Source organism: Thiomicrorhabdus sp. (assembly GCF_963662555.1).
Lineage (GTDB): Bacteria > Pseudomonadota > Gammaproteobacteria > Thiomicrospirales > Thiomicrospiraceae > Thiomicrorhabdus.
Genome location: NZ_OY759719.1, coordinates 342,942 through 365,353, shown reverse-complemented (window position 1 = coordinate 365,353; position 22,412 = coordinate 342,942). Strand labels below are relative to the sequence as shown.

13 protein-coding genes are annotated in these 22,412 nt (G+C 38.7%); 2 read left to right on the top strand and 11 right to left on the bottom strand.

Annotated elements, in window-relative coordinates; all coding sequences use genetic code 11:
- Positions 1-3 precede the first annotated feature (3 nt).
- From ACORJQ_RS01415 to ACORJQ_RS01375, 9 genes are all read right to left on the bottom strand, one after another.
- Positions 4-1,029 (bottom strand): vWA domain-containing protein, encoded by a 1,026-nt coding sequence (locus ACORJQ_RS01415; RefSeq protein WP_321325346.1) that lies wholly within the window; start codon positions 1,027-1,029, stop codon positions 4-6.
- Positions 1,029-1,547 (bottom strand): DUF4381 domain-containing protein, encoded by a 519-nt coding sequence (locus tag ACORJQ_RS01410; protein ID WP_321325344.1) that lies wholly within the window; start codon positions 1,545-1,547, stop codon positions 1,029-1,031. Before ACORJQ_RS01410 ends, ACORJQ_RS01415 begins: the two co-directional genes overlap by 1 nt.
- A gap of 12 nt (positions 1,548-1,559) precedes the next feature.
- Positions 1,560-2,492, bottom strand: a complete 933-nt coding sequence (locus ACORJQ_RS01405) for a DUF58 domain-containing protein (RefSeq protein ID WP_321325342.1) — start codon at positions 2,490-2,492, stop codon at positions 1,560-1,562.
- A gap of 89 nt (positions 2,493-2,581) precedes the next feature.
- A complete protein-coding gene (locus ACORJQ_RS01400) occupies positions 2,582-3,562 on the bottom strand; it encodes an AAA family ATPase (RefSeq protein ID WP_321325341.1) in 981 nt (326 codons plus the stop codon).
- A gap of 241 nt (positions 3,563-3,803) precedes the next feature.
- Positions 3,804-6,797, bottom strand: coding sequence for a methyl-accepting chemotaxis protein (locus ACORJQ_RS01395; RefSeq protein ID WP_321325338.1), 2,994 nt, complete (start codon positions 6,795-6,797; stop codon positions 3,804-3,806).
- Between the two features lie 303 nt (positions 6,798-7,100).
- Positions 7,101-8,777: a formate--tetrahydrofolate ligase gene (locus ACORJQ_RS01390; protein ID WP_321325337.1), complete on the bottom strand. Its 1,677-nt coding sequence runs from the start codon at positions 8,775-8,777 to the stop codon at positions 7,101-7,103.
- 256 nt (positions 8,778-9,033) lie between these two features.
- Positions 9,034-10,245, bottom strand: a complete 1,212-nt coding sequence (gene glcF / locus ACORJQ_RS01385; RefSeq protein ID WP_321325335.1) for a glycolate oxidase subunit GlcF — start codon at positions 10,243-10,245, stop codon at positions 9,034-9,036.
- A 15-nt stretch (positions 10,246-10,260) separates the two neighbouring features.
- A complete protein-coding gene (locus ACORJQ_RS01380) occupies positions 10,261-11,235 on the bottom strand; it encodes an FAD-binding protein (RefSeq protein WP_321325334.1) in 975 nt (324 codons plus the stop codon).
- Positions 11,235-12,671 (bottom strand): FAD-linked oxidase C-terminal domain-containing protein, encoded by a 1,437-nt coding sequence (locus ACORJQ_RS01375; protein ID WP_321325332.1) that lies wholly within the window; start codon positions 12,669-12,671, stop codon positions 11,235-11,237. The genes ACORJQ_RS01380 and ACORJQ_RS01375 overlap by 1 nt, the downstream gene beginning before the upstream one ends.
- Before the next feature lie 101 nt (positions 12,672-12,772).
- Here ACORJQ_RS01375 and ACORJQ_RS01370 point away from each other — a divergent pair, with 101 nt between their 5' ends.
- Positions 12,773-13,888 carry a pyridoxal-phosphate-dependent aminotransferase family protein gene (locus ACORJQ_RS01370; protein ID WP_321325331.1) on the top strand — a complete coding sequence of 372 codons (1,116 nt, stop codon included), beginning with the start codon at positions 12,773-12,775 and terminating at the stop codon, positions 13,886-13,888.
- A 140-nt stretch (positions 13,889-14,028) separates the two neighbouring features.
- Here ACORJQ_RS01370 and ACORJQ_RS01365 read toward each other — a convergent pair whose 3' ends face one another.
- A complete protein-coding gene (locus ACORJQ_RS01365; protein WP_321325329.1) occupies positions 14,029-17,994 on the bottom strand; it encodes an EAL domain-containing protein in 3,966 nt (1,321 codons plus the stop codon).
- A gap of 370 nt (positions 17,995-18,364) precedes the next feature.
- Positions 18,365-19,522 (bottom strand): sensor domain-containing diguanylate cyclase, encoded by a 1,158-nt coding sequence (locus ACORJQ_RS01360; protein ID WP_321325328.1) that lies wholly within the window; start codon positions 19,520-19,522, stop codon positions 18,365-18,367.
- Between the two features lie 218 nt (positions 19,523-19,740).
- On the opposite strand from ACORJQ_RS01360, the gene hrpB reads away from it, so the two are divergent.
- Positions 19,741-22,290 (top strand): ATP-dependent helicase HrpB, encoded by a 2,550-nt coding sequence (hrpB, locus tag ACORJQ_RS01355; protein WP_321325325.1) that lies wholly within the window; start codon positions 19,741-19,743, stop codon positions 22,288-22,290.
- The last annotated feature ends 122 nt before the right edge of the window (positions 22,291-22,412 follow it).

Sequence of the window (22,412 nt, the reverse complement as noted above, 5' to 3'; positions counted from 1 at the left end):
TTATTAAGCCCCCATTTTTCGTAGTTGTGACCAAGCCAATAATAGGCTTAGAATAAATGCCAAACCTAGTGGCCAAGGATAATATTCGGTACGCATACGGTAGTTGTAAACATTATGTTCTACCGATTCTAGTTTATTAATATGTTGGTAGATTTGAGCTAACTGTTTAGTATCATTTGCCTGAAAAAACTTACCACCAGTGGTGTCGGCAATTTTGGTAAGAGTATCAATGTCCATATCCGATTTATTGTTCATAAATATATCTAAACCCGTTCTAGACTTGACCATACCTACGCCCACGGTATAAATTTTTAAGCCCATCTCTTTGGCTTTTTTGGCCGCGTCAAGAGGATCAACTTTACCTGCGGTGTTTGAGCCATCGGTTAACAGAATTAGCACTGCACTGTGGCCTGTTTTAGATTTATATAAATGTTTAAGTGTGAGACCTATGGCATCACCAATGGCGGTGTTATTACCTGCCATACCAATTTGTGCTTCTTTAAGCAGGGTGTTTACCGTATTTAAATCGTAAGTTAATGGGCTTTGTAAAAAAGCTTGGGTACCAAATACGATTAGCCCCATTCGGTCACCCTTACGGTGAGCGATAAAGTCAGAGACAACGGATTTTACGGCGACTAAGCGATTGACTTCATTACCGTCTAAATACATATCTTCTTTTTGCATGCTGCCAGATAAATCTACCGCCAAAATAATCTCTTTACCGCTGATTTGAAAAGGTGTGGTATCTGAGTAAATTACTGGTCTGGTCGAGGCAACAATTAAGCTAATCCACATTAAGATCGCTAAAAAGGGCATTTTTGAAGAAGATTGGTTGGCTTCAACTAGGTTTTCGGCAGGGAGTTGGTCTTCAATACGGGCAATGATTTGTGGTGCTAGCAGTGGTGTATGTTGTTTTTGAGCAGGTTTAATGACGCGGCTAATGATCCAAGGAAGTGGCAAAAAAGCTAACATCCAAGGCCAGATAAAACTGAGATTACTAAGTGTTTCAATCAGGTTGTGCCACTGCATTATTGATGATGTCCTTTAATCCACTTTTTTGCGTATTCTTGCCAAATATCGACTGCTTGCTTGGATGAGATTTTATTTTGGGAGTCGGCTATTTCATTCTCATCTTTTGGTTTATAAGCTAGGTTTAATACCTCTTGTAAATGATCGGGTTGAGGGATGTAACTTGCGGTTTCTGATAAAAAATTTAACCAAGCTTGATCGTATAAAGAGGCGGTAACTAAACGTCCATAGGCCGTTAATGCAACGCGTTTTAGCGTAGCATTGATTGCAGCGATTTTATCGTTATCTGATAATTCGGATTGTTGCAAAATCTCATCAATATAGGCAATGGCGGTTCTGCGATAGATATTACGGCGTTTTAAATCAAGATAATACCAAGCTATACCCACTAAAATTGAGGTAATACTAAAGATTAGAATCCACCAACTAAAAGCAAGTGGCCACCAGCCAACCGGGTCTGGCAACTGTATGTCTTTAAGTTGTTCAAGTAGAGCCTGTTGGGTTTGCATATCTTTCATAATGGCACTCTGTTACTGAATCAGTTTGTGATGTACTAAGCTCATTAATGGCTCTTGGTGAGTGCCTATCTCAACCAGCGGAATAGTGAGTTTAGAAAAGACATCTTGCGTATTTTGCCACTGATCTTGGTATAACGAATGATAAGCATCGCGAGTCTTTGATCTAAAGCTATCTAGCTTCACTAATTTTTCGCTTGTAAAACTTTTGGTCATGCTTAGCCAACCTAGTTTGGGAAGATTTTTTTCAAGGTTGTCGTAAATGTGAATTGCGGTTACATCGGTATTTTTTTTCAGCTTACGCAATAAAGGTGATGCATGTTGGGCTAGTTGAATCATATCGCCCACTAAAAAGACTTTATTTCCGGGTTTATTGACCTTAAGAAGCTGTTGCAGAGTATCTACCCAGGCTTTAGTGTCTGGAGCGGTTGGTTTGCTCATTTGGCTTTGCATATCAATGCTTTTTTGTAGTAGCTGCAATACGGTTTGTTGATTTCGTTTAGGCGGTATCCAGACATTTTGCATATGATTAAAACAGATGCCGCCAACACGTTCATTATGGGCCAATGATATCCAAGCTAAAATTGCTGATATATTTAACGCTTGTGCGGTTTTTAAACGCACCTGTGAACCAAAAAATAAGTGAGGTGTTTGCTCTGTGACTATAACTGTAGGGCGTTCATGCTCCTCAACAAAAACCTTGGTATGAGTTTTTTGAGTGCGAGCAGTCACTCGCCAATCAATATAACGAATATCGTCACCTGGTTGGTATTGACGTACTTCGCTAAATGTCATCCCTCGGCCTTTTTTTACCGCAAGATGATTACCGCTGCTAGTGGCTATGTTATTTTGTTGATGACTCAGTTTCTTTTGTTTCACGTGAAACCGAAAAGCCACCAAATCTTTCAATTCACTATAGAGTGATGTTTCTTGCTGAGTTTCAGACATAATAAAAACCTTGCTGATCAACAAGTTGAAAATTTGATATTGTGAGATGTTTTTGCATCATTTCATCACTTACTCAGAGTGAAAAACCATTAAGTTGCTGGCACAAAATTAAGAATTTGGTCAATGATATCATCTGCGGTAATGCCTTGAGCTTCGGCTTCAAAATCCAGAATTAATCGGTGACGAAATACATCGTGAATCACTGCTTGAACATCATCTGGGCTCACAAAGTTTTTACCACTTAACCAAGCATGACTGCGAGCACAGCGTGATAATGCAATTGTTGCACGTGGGCTTACTCCAACACTAATGCAACTGGCTAATGCTTCGCCATAACGTTTAGGTTCACGGGTTGCCATAACCAGTTCAACAATATAGGTTTTGATTGATTCTGCCATGTGTAAGTTCAAAATTTCTTCACGTGCAGCAAATAGATCATTTTGACTCATGGGGGAAAAACTAGGCTGTTGATTTGCTTGACGTGCTTCATCTTCAACCAGTTTTAAAATTTGATGTTCACTTTCGGCATTTGGATAGTCAACGTTAACGTGCATCATAAAACGGTCTAGCTGGGCTTCTGGTAAAGGGTAGGTTCCTTCTTGTTCAAGCGGGTTTTGGGTGGCCATAACCATAAACAGTTTTTCCATTGGCAAGCTACGTTTACCAATACTCACCTGACCTTCGGCCATTGCTTCTAGCAGTGCGGCTTGAACTTTTGCAGGTGCACGGTTAATTTCATCTGCCAAGATCAAATTATGAAAAATTGGTCCAGATTGAAAAACAAATTCCCCTGTTTCTGGGCGATAAATATCGGTACCTGTTATGTCTGAAGGAAGTAAATCAGGAGTAAACTGGATACGGTGAAAACCGCCTTCAAGCATTTCAGAAAGCACTTTAATGGCTTTAGTTTTTGCCAGGCCTGGTGGGCCCTCTACCAATAAATGACCATCAGATAATAGAGCAATTAAAAGTCGTTCTGTTAGGTGCGATTGACCAATGATGTGTTGGTTGAGTTGCGTTTTTAACGCTTGAAATTGAGATGCTAACTGGGTAGGTGCTACTTCAGACACAGTAATATCCTTTCGATATTTATTTGGCAGATATCTAAACACATTTTTTAAATCTATGAGAAATCTTTGTATAGATTTAAAGCATTATCCTGAATATTGATACAGAGACTTTGCACGAGTGCAAAGATCTCATTAGTCTTAAATAGACAACCCCCCTAAACGGGGGGCTGATTATTTAAAAACATAATCAATTAACTCAATTGATTAATGTAAAGGTCATGGTCTGTTATCCACCATTTTGTTAACCTTCGTAATCAATTAATTCATTAAGCAATGTTACCACCTTATCACTTTGTTTATCCATCGCTTCAATAGCAGTTTCAAGGGTTTCGTAATCATCAATATGGAATGAGTCCATGATTAGACCAATGAGTTTGTGCATTTCCATATGCTCTTCACCTAACTGTTTCATCATAGGTAGGTGCATCAATTGCTGCCCGCTACCTTGGTAATACCATTTACCTAATGCACAAGCTGTGTAATCAGTTGCTGAATCTTGAGTCATACCGATATCAGCACCATCAATAAAGTGGCGGATTTTTCGTTTCCAACCTAGGTGGGCTTTTATCATTTCACTGTATTGTTTAGCCGTTGCTGAGCGATCAATGATCTGTTGGCGTTTAGTTAAGACGACGGTACTACTAGTGCTGTTCGGTTGAACGCTGTATGCCATAAGAGATTGAGTAAGATGCTCAATATTTAATGGCTTATGAATAATGTCATTCATACCGGCTTCTTCAATGGTTTTTTGGTATGAATCTGAATGCCCTGTATAAGCTAAAATAGGATTGGAATAACCGCTATTACGCAACTCTTTACTTGCCTGAAGGCCATCCATAACTGGCATCTCTATATCCATTAAAATGGCTCTAGGATTATAACGTTTGCATTGGATGATGGCCTCTCTACCGTTGGTAGCTGTTCTAGTCTCATAGCCTGATTTTTGCAGGAACATGCTCGCTACTTTTAAATTAGATATATTATCGTCCACTACTAAAATTAAAGATTCTTTAGTTATCTGTTCATTAGATGACTTAAGTTCTTCACAGTTTCCTAGTTCAAAGGCTCCTACTAAATCATCCATATTTTCAGCCACTTCGCTGAGGTAGTCGGCTAATGAAGAGTTTTCCATGACTAAAGTTGAATTATGATCAGCCGCTTTATTTAAAATACGCACGGTCTCATTTACTTCCTCAATTTGTTGAGACTGTGATTGTGCATTTTCTGCAATGCTAGAAATGTTTTCTGACATTTGATGTACTTGCTTAATAATCTCTTGCAGTGAATCACCCGTGTTTTGTACCTTGGCGGTACCATGAGCAATTTTATCTGCGGTTGTATCAATTAATGTCTTAATTTCTTTAGCCGCTTCTGCTGATTTTTGGGCTAGGTTTCTGACTTCACCTGCAACTACGGCAAAACCACGACCATGTTCCCCCGCTCTTGCCGCTTCAACGGCAGCGTTTAGAGCTAATAAGTTGGTTTGAAATGCAATGCTATCAATGAGGGTGACAATTCCGGTAATTTGCTGGCTAACTTGTTCGATTTCCTGCATGGCTAAGATGGTCTCTTGCATGCTTTGGTTACCAAGTTCAACATCATTTTGGGTTTGTAATGCAAGCTCATTAGAAACTGTGGCTTGCTGTGCTGTATGCGTAACGGTTTCGGTTAAAGAACGCATTGAAGATGAGGTGTTTATAAGTTCTCGGCTTTGGTTTTTAATTGACTGAGCCAGTTCTTGGTTACTTTTTGCTACATGTTCTGCAGACTGCGTTACCTCAGTAGCTTGGGTGTTAACTCTGCAAAATGATTCACGTAGTGATTGAATTCCTTTAACTAAGTTTTTTATTGTCCAGCCATATTGACCTTCATGCTCACCTTGTGGGGTAATGGTTAAATCTTTGCCAGAAAGCCCACCAATTAAAATAGAGATGTCTTGTAGAGTATTTTGCAGACCATCCATTAAATGGTTAATATCCTCTGCTAAGGTTCTATAAAAGCCTTCTAATTGTTCTGTATTTACTCTAGAGTGCAGGCGACCTTGACTAGCGTCGTCAACCAATTTGGCAATGCTTTGTTGTACGTATTGCTCTTGAAAGATATCTTGCCACTCTATAACCACACCTAGTGGTCGATTGTTAGCGTCATAAATAGGCGTTAACAGTAGTTGTAATTGAGCACCAAAGAACTCAAATTTAAAGGCTTCAGCTTCGCTCATTAAAATAAGCTTTTCCATAATATGTTTATTTTTTTCAAACAAACAAGCCACATTTTTGCCTAAGAGTTTTTCAAGTTTAAAGTCTTTAATTTCTTGCTGAATGGTCGGTTCGAGTTTTTTTAAGTAGCCTTTTAAAGATTCATTAAAGTAGGTAATAGTACCGGTTTGATCAGCAAGCATAATGTAGGTATTAAGGTTGTCTAAACCAGCCTCTAAACGCATAGAGCGTCTTGCTGCGGTCATGACTTCGTTTTTTTGTGCCCCTAAACGTATTTGTAAGGTTTTAATTCGTCTATTAATGGTTCCGGCCGTATTGGCACCGTGGGTATTAATTTGTCCGTTAAGATTTCCATTGGCAACTTCATCAATTGAAGCGATTGCACCTTTGATGCGATTTAAATAATAAATTACATGCACAGTTGAGAGTAGCGTCATAAAAATGACAAGGTCATTTAATGTTGTGTTTGTATCATTAAAAACAAAAGCATAGATTTCATTAGAAATAGCCAGTAAGACTGATGGAATTAAGGTTACTAAAGGTGGCCAATGAGCTAACGGGTTATAACGGCGATATAAGTTATCTACTTCGCCATGGCGTAATTTTATTTTCTTATTTGCAACGGCTTGATACGCGGCTTCAGCTGCTTTAATTTGTTCATCTGTTGCAGGTGTTCGCACACTCATATAACCAGTGATTTCATTATTTTCAATAATGGGTGTGGCATTGGCTTCAACCCAGTAATGATCACCATTTTTGCGACGGTTCTTAACAATTTGATGCCAAGGACGTCCAGCTTGAATTGTGCCCCAAAAGTCGGCAAATACTTGCTCTGGTACATCTGGATGACGTAATAGGTTGTGCGGTTCCCCTAATAACTCTTCATAGCCATAACCGCTGGCCTCTACAAAGGCTTCATTCGCATAAGTAATGGTGCCTTTTAAATCGGTATGAGACACCAATAAAGCATCTGTTCGTAGCTTGTATTCTTTTTGAGTAACGGGCTGATTGTTGCGCATAATTACAATCCTATTTATATTCCTAGTTAGCCACTATGTGCTAATGAATATGAAGTTATTAAAATTGAATAAAAACTTAAAAGCAAACAAGATGCCACTTATTAAGCTAACCTTTTGAGAAATAAGAAAATGTTTACAGCGTTTACTTATATATTAGGTTGCAAAGTATTTTATGAATCGCATTTCTAATGAAGTAATTAACTGTAACATGTTAGGGAAAGTTAAAAGCTATAGAAAGGGCTGTAGAAAGCAAAAAAGGGCTAAAAAGCCCTTTATATTGAGAGTTACCAGGCCTGGTAAAATTTAAAATAAACCAGTAATTACACCCGCATCGTCAATATCAATACGTTCAGCGGTTGGTACTTTTGGTAGGCCAGGCATGGTCATCATGTCACCTGCAATGGCAACAATAAAACCGGCACCGTTTTCGAGTTTAATATCACTGATTTCTACCACATGACCACTTGGGGCACCTTTTGCCATAGGGTTAGTAGAGAATGACATTTGAGTTTTTGCCATACAAATCGGCAAGTTGCCATATTTAGGTTGAATTCGTTCAATTTCTGCCTTTACTTTGGCATTGGCAGAGATGCCGCTAGCCCCATACATTTTGGTAGCAATGGTCTCAATTTTATCCCAAAGTGGCATTTCACTGTCGTAGAGGTATTCAAAGCCGGCTGTATGGTTTTCGGCCAACTCAACTACCGCATGTGCTAACTCTTCAGCACCAGCACCGCCTTCGGCCCAATGTTTTGAAATAATGCATTTGACACCTAAAGCTTCTACCTTTTTGATCAGTAAGCTGGTTTCTTCGTCAGTATCAAAAGTAAAATGGTTAATGCACACTACCGCAGGTAACTTAAAGTTTTGGGTTACATTGTGTAGATGTCTTTCAAGGTTTTCAAAGCCATTTTCTAAAGCTTCTAAGTTTTCTTGGTTTAAATGGTCTCTTTCTACGCCACCGTGAAATTTAAGGGCACGAACGGTTGCCACAATAACCACTGCTGAGGGTGATAATTTAGCAGAGCGACATTTAATATTTAAAAATTTCTCAGCTCCTAAATCGGCACCAAAACCTGCTTCGGTAACGGCATAATCGGCCAGTTTTAAAGCGGTTTGAGTAGCGGTAACGGAGTTACAGCCGTGTGCAATATTGGCAAATGGACCACCATGAACAATGGCAATATTGTTCTCTAAAGTTTGTACGATATTCGGTTTAATGGCATCTTTTAATAAAGCGGCCATAGCACCATGAGCTTTTAAGTCACTGGCATATACAGGTGTTACACGGTCAGTTTTATAACCAATAATAATACGTCCTAAACGCTCTTTTAAGTCCGCACGATTGGTCGCCAAACATAAAATGGCCATTACTTCAGAGGCTACAACAATATCGTAACCATCTTCACGTAAATAACCGTTTGCCGGGCCACCTTGACCAATGGTGATATTACGCAAAGCACGGTCATTCATATCGACGACACGTTTCCATTTAATACGACGGGGGTCAATATCTAGGGCGTTACCGTGATTGATATGGTTATCAATCATGGCAGAAAGTAGGTTGTGGGCTACACCAATGGCGTGAAAGTCGCCGGTAAAGTGCAGGTTAATGTCTTCCATTGGAACGACCTGCGAATAGCCACCACCTGCTGCACCACCTTTCATACCAAAACATGGGCCTAATGATGGCTCACGCAAACACATAATGGTTTTTTTACCAATACGATTTAAGGCGTCACCTAAACCAACGGTGGTCGTGGTTTTACCTTCACCGGCAGGGGTTGGGCTAATAGCGGTAACCAGAATAAGTTTACCTTCTTCTTTTTGATGAGACAGGCTGTCAACATACTCTAAAGAGAGCTTAGCTTTATAGTGACCATAAGGGTCTAACTCAGCGGCTGGAATACCAAACAGTTCATCCGCTAAGTTTATAATTGGCTTCATCTTGGCATTTTGTGCAATTTCAATGTCAGACATTTTTGGAGCTTCCTTTATTTTTGTAGCCGCTTACCCGGTTTTAAATTTTTATCTAGAGTTCATTGTATGAATGAAATGATTTCACACAATAAACACCTTTAGTTTATAGCTAAGATTAAGCGATAGGTTTACATCTTTTTATGATGTCTATATTGAAACGTTATGAACTTTATGAGACCTTTGCACGAGTGGGGTGCGAGAGTAAAAAGAGAAAAATTTTTATCCGTTCAACCATCTCGTGCAAAGGTCTCTTTTATTAGGTTTCCATTGTCAATAACTCAATCCAGTGCTTAACAGGGGTTTTGGTACCTTTTTGCAAATGCATTAAACAACCAATATTGGCAGTAACAATGATGGGTGGATTGGTCTCTGTTAAGTTTTTGAGTTTATTGTCTCGCAGTTGTTTAGATAGTTTGGGCTGAAAAATAGAGTAGGTTCCCGCTGATCCGCAGCAAAGATGAGAGTCATTAACGTGGGTAATTCGGTAACCCAATCGGCGTAACAAGTCTTCTACCAGGCCTGGTAATTTTTGTCCGTGCTGCAAAGTACAAGGTGAATGGAAAGTGACCTTTTTGTTTTTATAGTTGGTAAAAAGTGATAGGTCTTGTTTGCTTAAAAATTCGGCAATATCAAATGTGTTGTCTGCTATACGTTTGGCTTTTTCAGCGTATTCGGCATCTTCACGCAATAGGTGTGGATAATCTTTAATCATTACCCCACAACCACTTGCATTAGAGATAATTGCATTTACCCCCTGGTCTAGGTAATGAATCCAAGCGTCAATATTGGTTTTAACTTTTTTTAGAGCGTCTTCATTGCCCGATAAATGATGATCAACGGCACCACAACATTGGTCTTGTGGGGTTTCTAAAACATTTAATCCTAAACGGTTTAAAACCTTAATACTTGCTTGATTTATATTGGGTGCTAAAGCTGGCTGAACACACCCAGATATAAGCAATACGCTAGACTTTAACGCATCCGCCTGATCTTTTAGGTTTTGCTGTAACGCTAATTCTTCAACGCTAAATTGTACCGCTTTAGAGTGGCGTAAAAAGGGCATCGCTTTAATGGTTAAGTTAAAAAACCAGGGGGTGGTTAAGCTTTTACGAATGGTATAGCGAGCGATTTTTTGGAACAGACTACGGTTACCCTTTTCTTCAGCCATTTCACGACCAATATCCAACAAGTGACCATATTCCACCCCAGACGGACAAGTCGTTTCACAAGAACGACAGGTTAAACAGCGGTCTAAATGCGATAAGGTGTCGTTAGTAACTTCGTTACCTTCTAATACGCTTTTTATAAGGTAGATTCGGCCGCGTGGTGAATCGAGTTCATCTCCTAATAAACCGTAGGTAGGGCAGGCAGATAAACAAAATCCACAATGTACACAAGAACGTAAAATTTTGTCGGCGGTTTTTCCCGTTTCTGTTGCTAACAGGTCTTTTGGTAGTTGAGTTTGCATAGTTAAACAGGTCGCTTATAAATCTTTAAAAATGTGATGTGGGTCAAAGACATCTTTTAGGCCTTTTTTAATGCGTTGTACACAAGGCTTATCATTATTACGTGGAGCAAAACGGGCTTGCCAAAGCGTGACATAAGGGTGGTTTGGCTTATTTTTACTGGCTACCCAGCGGCGTGTGCCACCCATACCTACTGCAATGGTGTTTTCAATAGCTGGGTTGGTACTTTCAACATCTAAACGCCAAAGTTTTTCACCAGGTTCTAGTTTGGGTTGGAACGGGTTAAGTGTTTTCCAAACCTCGTTAGTGGTTTCACTCACTTCAACACGGTTATCTTGTTCAGGATGTTCACCTGCAACTCGGTAATAAAATTTACCTTCAAAATAGGCACAACCAGTTAAAGGTAAAGCCGTACCTTGCATTTTATTCATTAATAAAATGGCCTCACCCTCTGGCATGGTAATGCAGTAGGTGCGTTCTTCGAGTAGAGGTAAAACTTTTAGGCTTAGTTCAGTAACTAAAGCTAAAGAGCCTTTAGAACCGCATAACATGCGAGAAACATCATAACCCGCCACGTTTTTGAGCATTTTGCCGCCGAAACGCATTTCACGGCCTTGACCATCAATGATTTGAGTACCTAATACAAAGTCACGCAAACCTCCTCTAAATGGTCGAGAAGGGCCTGTTAAGGCACAAGCATAGGTACCACCAATAGTGGAATTGCCGTATTCTGGTGGTTCAAAACCAAGCATTTGATTGTTTTCGGCTAAGGCAGCACTTAAGTCTTTAAGAGTCGTGCCTGCTTTTACCGTGACTACTAACTCAGCAGGGTCATAGCTGACAATGCCTGTATGATCATTAATACTCAGCAGTTGGGCATCATCATAAATCGGAACTTTACTTTGATTACCTGCAATTTGAATGAGGGTTTTATCAACGGCGGCTTGTTTAATTTGGTCTGCGTAGTGCGAAATTGAGCTTTCAATTGACATTAAAAACGCTCCAGCTCAGGATGTGGTAATTGGTTGTTGTGAACATGCATATGACTCAGTTCAGCACAACGATGCAAAGTGGGTATTGCCTTGCCAGGATTTAGCAGGCCTGTATTATCAAATACATTCTTAATACCATGAAAAATTTCCAGCTCAGCTTCTGGATATTGATGGCACATAGAGTCGAGTTTTTCAACGCCCACGCCATGTTCACCAGTAATGGTACCGCCTACATCTACGCATAGACGTAAAATCTCAGCACCAAATTTTTCAGTTTCTTCTAGCTCTCCTGGTTTGTTTGCATCGTACAGAATAAGCGGGTGCAAATTACCATCGCCTGCATGGAATACATTGGCGACTTTTAAGCCATATTTATCAGATAATTTAGAGATCTCTTCCAAAACAAATGCCAGTTTGCTACGTGGAATGGTACCGTCCATGCAGTAGTAGTCTGGGGAGTAGCGTCCCACCGCTGGAAATGCGTTTTTACGGCCTTGCCACAGAGCAATACGTTCTGTTTCATTTTGTGAGATACGAATTTCGTAAGCACCATTTTGACTCAAAATATCTGCAACTCTCTGGCTATCAACCTTAACTTGGTCATGACTGCCATCTACTTCACATAATAGCAAAGCGGCTGCATCAACGGGGTAACCTACCTGGGCAAAGTCCTCAGCCGCTTGAATAGAGAATTTATCCATCATCTCTAGGCCTGCAGGCACAATACCTTGTTTTAATACACTGGTAACCGCATCAGCACAAGCTGTAACAGAGTTAAAGGCAGCCATCACTAATTGAGCAGCTTCTGGTTTAGGAATCAGTTTGAGTTTAATTTCAACAATTACACCTAATAGGCCTTCTGAGCCATTTAATAGGGCAAGTAGATCAAGGCCATCGTCTTTTTCATCAAAGCGAATGATTTCACCATCCATATCTAATACGGTTAATGAAGTAACATTATGAACAGTTAGGCCATATTTTAAACAGTGTACGCCGCCAGAGTTCTCAGCGACATTACCACCAATAGAGCAAGCAACTTGTGATGAAGGGTCTGGGGCATAGTACAGACCGTATTTAGCCGCAGCTTCAGAAACCATCACATTTCTTACCCCAGGTTGAACAATAGCGGTACGTTGTAATGGGTCAACGCTAATAATTTTATTGAGTTTTGATAAACCTAAGATTACGCTGTTCTCTAACGGTAAGGTTCCGCCAGCGAGGCCAGTACCAGAACCACGAGTAATAACCGGCGTATTATAGGCTTTGCAGATTTTGAGTACTTGTTTTACCTGCTCAACATCTTCTGGCAACGCCACAGCCAATGGTTTCTGACGATAGGCCGAGAGTCCATCACACTCGTAAGGACGACAGGCCTCTTCGCTCGAAAGGATACAGTTTTTATTTAAGGCTTCTTCTAAAGCTTGAATAACATCCATTTTTAACCTTGTGTATTACACGCGTTTGACACTATAATTGTGAAAAACTTGATTTGAATCAACTTTGATTAACCTATTATTATTAAAAAAAGGTAACCAATATGCAATCTTTTAATCCACCAATTCGTACATTGATGGGGCCAGGACCATCAGACATTCACCCAAGAGTGCTTTCAGCAATGGCCCGTCCAACAATTGGACACCTTGACCCAGCCTTTGTCGGCATGATGGATGAAATCAAGGAACTACTAAAATACGCTTTTCAAACAGAAAATGCTTTAACAATGCCTGTTTCTGCTCCAGGGTCTGCAGGTATGGAAACGTGTTTTGTAAACCTTGTTGAACCAGGCGATAAAGTCATTGTTTGTATCAATGGTGTGTTTGGTGGACGCATGAAAGAGAACATTGAGCGTTTTGGTGGTGAAGCGATTGTGGTTGAAGATGAGTGGGGCACAGCAGTAACGCCTTCAAAAGTTGAAGATGCGTGTAAAGCTCACCCAGACGCTAAAATTGTCGCATTTGTGCACGCTGAGACTTCTACTGGAGCTTTATCTGATGCAAAAACCATCTGTAAAATTGCACAAGACCATAACTGTATCTCTATTGTTGATGCAGTAACATCACTCGGTGGTGTAGAGTTAAAGGTAGATGAGTGGGGAATTGATGCTATCTATTCTGGTACTCAAAAATGTTTATCTTGTGTTCCTGGTTTATCGCCAGTAAGTTTTAGCGAAAAAGCCTTAGATAAGGTTCGTAATCGCAAAACTCGTGTACCAAGTTGGTTTATGGATCTTAACTTAGTTATGGGTTATTGGGGTCAAGGTGCAAAACGTGCTTATCACCATACTGCACCTGTTAACACCTTATATGCGTTGCATGAATCTTTAGTTATGCTAAAAGAAGAAGGTTTAGAAGCTTCACATGCTCGTCATGTAGCAGCTCATGAACAACTTAAAGCAGGTCTAGAGCCAATGGGTATTAACTTTGTAGTACCAGAAGGTGAGCGTTTACCACAGTTAAACTCAGTTATTATTCCTGAAGGGTTTGATGATGCTGAAGTACGTAGCCAGTTACTTAACCAATACAATCTTGAAATTGGTGCTGGCTTAGGTGCACTTGCAGGTAAAGTTTGGCGCATCGGTTTAATGGGTGATAGTGCAAGACCAGAAAAAGTTCTATTCTGCTTAGCGGCACTTAAAGACGTTTTAGGAAAGTAATTTAGAAAAACTTAATTATCAAAGTCTAAAACCCAAAACGCCCTATATATTTTTAATATAGGGCGTTTTTTTTGGCTTAAAATAAAAGCCTGCAATTGTGGGTGTAAATGCCTGATAGGCTGGATTCTTATAGGCTTTTCTTATGCTTGTATATCATGTAATAAGTTGTTTAATTGAGTGCTTTTTTGTTTGAGTTTTATTAACTGTTGCGAAGAGCCTTTTTCATTACCCAATAAGCTAAGATCTATGGTTTGCTTAGCTAATTGATGAATCTCCTGATGTAATCTGTCAACTGTTTGGAATTCTGTAGAATTTAAGATCTCTTTCCCCTTGCTCTGTAGCCATAATCCAAATTCACAGGTATTAGGTGATGTTTGGAAAAGATAGTAATCTAGCTCACCTTCGCCTATCGCGGTTTCCAATTTATTTAGCCATGCAAGGTGTGCTAAACGTGCTTTCAAGATTTGTTTATTTTTAGGTTTAATCTCTATTAAGGTTTGCCAATATTGATTTGCCTGCCAGCTATTAAGCCATTTGTTCATTTCATGTTGGCTCATAGGTTTAGCAATGGCATAACCTTGCACTAATTCAATGCCTAGTTGTAGCAGTAGCTCAATATGTTCATTTGTTTCTGCACCTTCAGCAATCACCGATAAGTTAAACGCCTCAGCCATCGATTTTATCGCTTCAATGATGCTCAAACTATTTGGATTAGAAAAAATCTCACGAATAAATTCTTGATCTATTTTGACTTCATTTACAGGTAGGTTGTTTAAGTAGGTTAAAGAGGCGTGGCCTGTTCCAAAATCATCAATAGAAAACTTAAAGCCTTTAGTCTTTAAAAGGCTTATTTGCTGGGCAATTCTTTCAACCTCATCTAAAGAGGAACTTTCTAAGATTTCTAGGGTAATCTGCTCAGGAGAGATATATTTATTTTTGCTAACGCTTGTCACTAAATTATCTATAAATTCATCATGTAGCAGGCTATTTCCCTGAATATTTAAACTAATACCGATTTTGTTTTGTTGATTTTGATTAAGGCGTTCTAAATATTGAAGCCCTTCTTGAATTACAAAATCACTCAGCTGATCCATAAAGCCAAATTGTTCAATATCGGTCAAAAATTCGATAGGCGATAAAACGCCTTTTGTAGGGTGGTTCAAGCGTATGAGTCCCTCTAAAGAGAGAACTTGTCCAGTTTTACAATTTACTTTGGGTTGGTAGTAAAGTTCAAATAAGTTGTGCTCAAAAGCATGTGTGAGTTGGTTTTTATTTTGCAGATTATCCCACTGGTAATGCTGAATTTTGTTTTTACCATGTTGTTTTGCTAAATACATAGCTTGGTCGGCTAAACGTAAAAGTTGTTCAGAACCTTGGTTTTGATTATAGTTATGGCCGTAATAAACTACTCCTATGCTGCTTGATACCTGCAATGTGTGCTCTTCAAACAAGACTTCGGTTGAGGTTTCTTTTAGTATACGCTGTTCAATTTTAGTGAATTCATGTTGGTCTTTAGTTCCTGAGACAACCACAACAAATTCATCCCCACCTATACGTGCTACGCTATCACTTTCGCGAATACAGTCTAATAAACGGTTAGCAAGAGTTTTTAGCAAAAAATCCCCTGCTTGATGGCCGTAAGTGTCATTAACAAGTTTAAACCGATCAAGATCAATAAACATAATAGAAATCATCAAATCAGTACGCTGGATTGCATGAATGGCCTGTGATATTCGGTCAGAGAGTAAAAAACGATTAGGCAGATTGGTCAAGGCATCAAAGTGAGCTCTTTTCTCTAACTCATTTTGATGTTCTTTTTCAAATGTGATGTCGGATAGTAAGCCAATAAAATAGGCAGGTTGATTATCATTATTTAAAACCGTGCTAATTTTTAATCTTTCTGGATAGAGCTCACCATTTTTACGGCGGTTCCATAGTTCACCTTCCCAGAAGCCTTTCTTTATTAGCATGTGCCATAAATTTTCATAAAAGGCTTGATCTTGATGTCCTGAGCTAAAGATCTTGGGATTTTTGCCCAAAAGTTCTTTTTCAGAATAGCCAGTAATATCTTCTATTCGTTTGTTTGCTCTTACAATGAGATTGTTTTTATCACAAATTAAGATACCTTCATTGGCTGACTCAAAAACGGTTGCCGCTTGTTCAAGTCTAACTTCTGCTTCAACTTTTTCGGTAATATCTGTGACCAACCCATCAATGGAGACAAGGATATTATTTTGATAAACGCCATGATGTTGAACAAGAATGGTTTTGATCTTTTTGCTTTGCGGTGAAGTAAATCTCAAGATTAGTGTTTCGGAAGTTTTTTCGCCCAAAACAAGTGATTTAACACTTTTTTTGGCAGTATTTACTGACTCAGGAAGCCAATCAATTTGTGAAAACCACGGACGGTTATATACCGTTTCAATAGGTAGCTCAAATACCTGAGTAAAGCCAGCAGACACATAGCTTAAAACCCCCTCTACACCATTGTGAGAGAACACAACATAGTTTTCACCTAAATCATCTAAAAGGTGTTGAAATTTTTCTTTTTGTTGTAAGGTTCTTTGGTTAGCACGGTTGGCTTTTAAAATACGCCATATTTCATTAAGAACCAGCTGGAAAACATTAATATCTTCTTGGGTATAGTCGGTATCTTTATTGCCCAAACCAGCAATAAGAACCACCTGGTCATGCTCTATCACAGGGACTGAAATCATTCTATGCAGAACAACATGACCATTCGGTAAACTTTTTTCGCCTACATAGCTGTGGTAATCATTAATTAAAACAGGTTGTTTTTGGCGAACTGCTTCTGCCCAAATACCAGCTTTTGATACAGGATAATGATCTTCATAATTCTCTATATGGCAGTAATTTTTTAAGGTGTTATGCGACCAAGCTAGGAATTGAATATTCTTATTTTTAGGATCTAAAGCATGAATGAAGCTAATCGAACTGGATGACAGTTTCTCTACTTTATCTAATGCATATTGCAATAACTCATTTTCAGTATGCGTTTCTGCATATTTGGGCAGTTCTAATAAAACTTCATCTATCTTTGTTTTTTTCTGTAATCGTTTTTCTTGTAAGGCTATAACATATTTACGTTTTTCAGAGAGAAACAATAATGCAATTATCGATAAAAGTAACAATACAAATAACGTTATTTCACTTTTATACTGATCCCAAAGCTCTAATAAGGTGATTTCTGGTTGTTTATCAAAAGGAGGTAGCTTTAATGTTCTAAGTAAATTTTGAAAAGGTAAATAATCTCTAGGAGCAACAAAGCCGGCTATTCCAGCTTGTTTTGCGACAGGGTGGTTTGCTCTTAATGCATACAGAGCCACTGCAATGTCTCGATTTAGGTTTTCATCTAATCCAGGTAATATAATAAATGGCCACTCGGGAAACAGTTTTGTTGAGAGCAATTGAGGAAAGCTCTTTTGATGTTGCTGATTAATAACTCGAATGTCATCTCGCTTAAGTCTATTAGAGGCAATCCATTTTTCAATAATTCCTGTTCTTACAAAGCCTACATCGGCTTTGCCTGATAAAACCGCATCTATTACGGAATCGTTATTGCCCACTTCTAAAAAGTTAAGCTTTTTATAATCAATGCCAGCTTTATAAATCTCATATAAAGGAACACGATAGGCTCCGGTATTGGTTTTTGAAGGAATGGCGATACGTTGGTGAATAAGATCAGAAAGTTGATGTATTTTTGGATTACTGCTTTTAGTAAAAATAACCCCGCCCAATTGGTCTAAAGCCTGACCGTCATACAGTACTTGTTGGGTTGCGGTGACCCCATTCAGATCGATTTTAGTCCTTAGTACTTCATATAAATTAGGGTTAACTAATAGCATTTGAAGTTGTTTATTCTTTAGGGCATTAAGGAGCTCTGTTTGATTGTAAACTTTAAGCTCAACTTCATAATTGGGTAAAGCATTTGAAAGATAATTAGCAAAATCTTGATATTGCTCTTTAACAGAGGCTTTGCTTTGGTATTGATACACACCAAGCACTAATTTTTGAGATGCTTGGATCTCTTGCACAAAAATAAGCAACGAGAGTAGGGTAAATAAATAAGGTGTGATTCTAGTCATCTGGCCTAGATTTTATATAGAGCGATTAGAGATAATTTAGAGAGCATTAAAATCTTCCTTGGTTTTAAACTCTAGCGAGAATGGTAAAGTTCTTTTATTGCTTTACTAGACCCTACATAGGGGTATAAAGGCCTGGTAAAAGGAACTTTAAAAATAAATGGCAAAACTTGTCTGATTATATTTAAGGTAGGCTTGTTAAGATAGTTAATTCGATTACTATCGCTTTAATGTATGATTTAAATCAATAAGTTGTGTGATATATTTTAAAAATGCATTTTTTTTAGTAAATGAGGTGTTGTTTTTTTGATGAAAGCGACTTACATATCCACCTGTGCAAAGGCTTCTAAATAGAAATTTTAAAATTAAATGTTTAGGAATTTATTTGAACGGTGTTTGCTAATAAAACAGTACAATTTCTACCTTGCTCTTTAGCCATATAGAGTGCTTTGTCTGCTTGGTCAATAGCATCACATGCGGTACTACAATGCGAATGGTCACAGTAATTTACGCCAATAGAAACCGTAACATAATCACTACATTTAGAGCCTTCATGCGGTATTTTTAACTCTTCAACTTTTTGTTTAATTAGGTCGGCAAACTCTAAGGCTTGATCACCTCTTATGCCTGAATAGATAATAACAAACTCTTCACCACCGTATCGACATGCAATATCATTGGTTCTTTTAACATTTTCAATTAACTTTTTAGCCACTTCTTTTAAGCAGTAATCACCCTTTAAATGACCATAAATGTCGTTAAATTCTTTAAAGTAGTCAATATCAAGCATTAAAGTGCTAAAAGGAATTTGTTTACGTGTCAAAAACCCCCATTGTTGTTTTAAATGTTCATCTAATGCTCGGCGATTTTTTAACCCTGTTAAACCATCGATTAAAGAGAGCTCTTTGAGTTTTTGATTGCTAATTTCTAGTGATTTTTCTATCTCTTTAATATGGGTGATATCTGAATGAGTGCCTGCAAGACGGATTGGTTGACCAAATTTATCTCTTTCTACTATGCGGCCCCTGTCTAAGATATAAACCCAGTGGCCATCTTTGTGTCGCATGCGGTGTACATTGCTGTAAAAAGGGGTTTCGCCATTGATATGGCTTTTAACGTCTTTATAACATTGCTCTAAATCATCGGGATGAACGCGGCTTTCCCACGAGCTAAAGGTTGGCTTTATATCATTGACTTTGCAGCCTAAAAGCTTGCACCAGCCTTTGTCAAAATATAACTCATTGGTGACCATGTTCCAATCCCATAAGCCAATATTAGAGCTCTCTATAATCAGCTCTAAACGCTCTTTTTTCTGGTGCAAAGCAGTTTGGGTCAATTCAAAACGCTGCATCCAAAAAGAAACAAGTAAGCCTGTAATTCCTCCCAGAATAATCGGCATGATATAAAGAACGGGTTTAACGACACCAAAAACATAGATAAACTGAAACGTGGCGACAATAAAAAGCAGTAAAGAGCCAATTAGAAAGGCTCTAACAAACTTTTTTATGGAGTAAGGCTCTAAGAATTGCATTGATTGGAAATGCCTATTAACTCTTAATAATGAATTCAATGTAACAACAAAAACGGTTTTATACCAATAAATAACGTATTAACCTGTTAAAACGTTATTTATATCTATTTATTAATGATTTTTTATCATCTGCCTATGGAAGTAATGCATGGTGTTTGCACTTATATAGCAAGTAGATGTAATACAATGTCATTCCACTGATTTAAAATTGCTAACCTGTGAAGACATTACCTTTTTTACCGATTACTCCTTATTTACCTTCAATCTTGCAACAACTAGCTGAACAACAGGTTTTGGTGCTTCAGGCTGAGCCTGGTGCGGGAAAATCTACGGCTGTGCCGCTCTATTTATTGGCTAATATGTCTAGCGATAAGGGTAAGATTTTAATGTTAGAGCCACGGCGTTTAGCGGCCAAGTCAATCGCTCAATATCTAGCAAAACAACTAAATGAGCCAGTGGGTCATACGGTAGGTTATCAGGTAAGAAATGAGCGAAAAATTAGCTCAAATACTCGTTTAGAGATTATTACCGAAGGGATTCTTACCAGTAAGATTCAAAATGATCCTGAATTGAAAGACGTGGGTTTAGTGATTTTTGATGAATTTCATGAACGTTCTATTCATGCCGATTTCGGATTGACGCTGTGTAAAGATATTCGCAGTGGTTATAACGAATCACTTAAAGTGCTGGTGATGTCTGCCACCATCAATACCCAAAAAGTCAGTGCCTTTTTAGATAATGCACCCATTATTGAATCTGAAGGCCGATGTTTTCCTGTTTCTACACATTATCTTACCAGGCCTGTTAAATCTAACCATGCTAGAGATTGGTTGCCAGAGCTTATTAGTTTTATTGCTCAAGCATTAGCCGAAACCCATGGCGATGTTTTGGTATTTTTACCAGGCCAGGGTGAAATTAAACGTTGTTTAGAAACCCTTACCAATCAATTAGATTCGGCAAAAATTGTGGTATTACCGTTATATGGTGGCTTAAAAAATGACCAACAACAGCAAGCGATATTACCTGATAAACAAGGTCGCCAAAAAGTCGTTTTAGCTACTAATATTGCTGAAACCAGTTTAACCATTGAAAACATATCGGCGGTGGTGGATTCCGGTTTTGAAAGAGTCTCTTTATACGATGTCTCTAGCGGTATGAGTCGTTTACTGACTCAACGAATCTCTTTGGCATCGGCTAACCAACGACAAGGCCGTGCAGGGCGTGTGCAAGCAGGGCAATGTTATCGCCTATGGACGCAAAGCCAACAACAAGCCTTAAAACCATTTAGTGCGGAAGAGATTACCACCACCGATTTAGCATCATTACAGTTGTCTTTGGTGCAATGGGGGGTGAAAAATTATACCGATTTAGATTGGTTAACCTTACCACCCAAGGCCCATATAGATGCCGCCTTAAATTTATTGCAACGCCTTGATTTAATCAATACCAACCAAGCCTTAACAGCAAAAGGTAAACGAGCGATTCAGTTTTCTATTGAACCTAGGTTTGCTAGTTTATTAGTGTCCGTTGCTAATGCAGACTCTTCAACTCAATCAATGGCGTGTGATTTGGTAGCGGTTTTGCAAGACAGTCACTTTTTACACGCTTCTGATGATTCTGATTTAGTTACTAGAATGCTGGCATTACAAAGTTATCGTAAAGATCGTCAGCAGGCTGTGAAACGTTATCAAATTAAAACGGCTATTGCAGAACAAGCTCTAATCAATGCCAAAAAAATGGCGAGTTTACTTGGCTGTAAAGTGCTTGCTGAGCACGACTTATCTGCTTTGCAAAGCCAATTAGGCGGATTAGTTTCTAAGATTTATCCAGATAGAATTGCCAAACGTAGAACTCAACAGTCAAATGAAAACAGGTATCTATTAAGCAACGGTAAAGGGGCAACTTTAGGTGAATTTAATCATTTAAAAAACAGTGATTGGCTAGCTATTGCAGATTTAGATGGTCAACGCAAAGACGGTAAGATTTTTTTAGCGGCTCACATTGAACAAGCGGTTTTAGCAGAAACAATAGGCTTTGAGACTAAAGCGTATTATCGTTATGAGCCTACAACTCAAAAGATTGTAGGCAAACAACAAACTAAATTGGGGGTGATTGTATTAGCTGAAGCAGAACTGAATGAACCAGATAAGGATGAATTGCAAGCCTGCTTACGGCAAGCCATTATAGACAGTGATTTAAAGCTACTTAACTTATCGAAAAATCTCCAGGCCTGGTTAAACCGAGTTAATTGGTTAATATTGCAAAACCTACAACAGACTCAAAACTGGCCTGATTTTACTTTACCAGGCCTGGTAAATTCAGTTGAACAGTGGCTGTTTCCCTATATTGAGTCTATCACTTCAGTTAAAGAGTTAACTAAAGTTGATATAAGCAGTTTGATTAAATCACGATTGCCATATGAATATATGGCTGAGATTGATAGTCAAGCTCCTGAATATTATGTGACTCCAACGGGTAAAAAAATTAAGATAGATTATTCTGGGCAGTTACCAAAGGTATCCGTAGTATTACAAGAGCTGTTTGGTGAATTAAGCTCGCCAAAACTGGCTTGGGGCAAAACCAACTTAGCATTCGAAATGCTTTCTCCCGCACAAAGACCCATTCAAGTGACCAGTGATTTAGCCAATTTTTGGCAAAGTTCCTATTTTGAAGTTGCTAAAGAGATGAAGGGCCGTTACCCAAAACATCGCTGGCCCGACAAACCTCTAGAAGAAAAAGCAGGGCGTTCTATTAAGAGTAAAGCTTAATTAAGAATTACGTTTAACCAATATGGCGTAGATGCACTGCGTGAAAAAATCTAAAGCTATTCTGGATAAGTTGAAAGACAGCTTTACTGAAATACTTTTTACCAGGCCTGGTAATTCTTTTT

What these genes read in the sequence shown, in the direction of transcription:
- ACORJQ_RS01415 (WP_321325346.1), bottom strand. Translation starts at nt 1,029, where the DNA reads ATGCAGTGGCACAACCTGATTGAAACACTTAGTAATCTCAGTTTTATC.
- ACORJQ_RS01410 (WP_321325344.1), bottom strand. Translation starts at nt 1,547, where the DNA reads ATGAAAGATATGCAAACCCAACAGGCTCTACTTGAACAACTTAAAGAC.
- ACORJQ_RS01405 (WP_321325342.1), bottom strand. Translation starts at nt 2,492, where the DNA reads ATGTCTGAAACTCAGCAAGAAACATCACTCTATAGTGAATTGAAAGAT.
- ACORJQ_RS01395 (WP_321325338.1), bottom strand. Translation starts at nt 6,797, where the DNA reads ATGCGCAACAATCAGCCCGTTACTCAAAAAGAATACAAGCTACGAACA.
- ACORJQ_RS01390 (WP_321325337.1), bottom strand. Translation starts at nt 8,777, where the DNA reads ATGTCTGACATTGAAATTGCACAAAATGCCAAGATGAAGCCAATTATA.
- glcF (WP_321325335.1), bottom strand. Translation starts at nt 10,245, where the DNA reads ATGCAAACTCAACTACCAAAAGACCTGTTAGCAACAGAAACGGGAAAA.
- ACORJQ_RS01380 (WP_321325334.1), bottom strand. Translation starts at nt 11,235, where the DNA reads ATGTCAATTGAAAGCTCAATTTCGCACTACGCAGACCAAATTAAACAA.
- ACORJQ_RS01375 (WP_321325332.1), bottom strand. Translation starts at nt 12,671, where the DNA reads ATGGATGTTATTCAAGCTTTAGAAGAAGCCTTAAATAAAAACTGTATC.
- ACORJQ_RS01370 (WP_321325331.1), top strand. Translation starts at nt 12,773, where the DNA reads ATGCAATCTTTTAATCCACCAATTCGTACATTGATGGGGCCAGGACCA.
- ACORJQ_RS01365 (WP_321325329.1), bottom strand. Translation starts at nt 17,994, where the DNA reads ATGACTAGAATCACACCTTATTTATTTACCCTACTCTCGTTGCTTATT.
- ACORJQ_RS01360 (WP_321325328.1), bottom strand. Translation starts at nt 19,522, where the DNA reads ATGCAATTCTTAGAGCCTTACTCCATAAAAAAGTTTGTTAGAGCCTTT.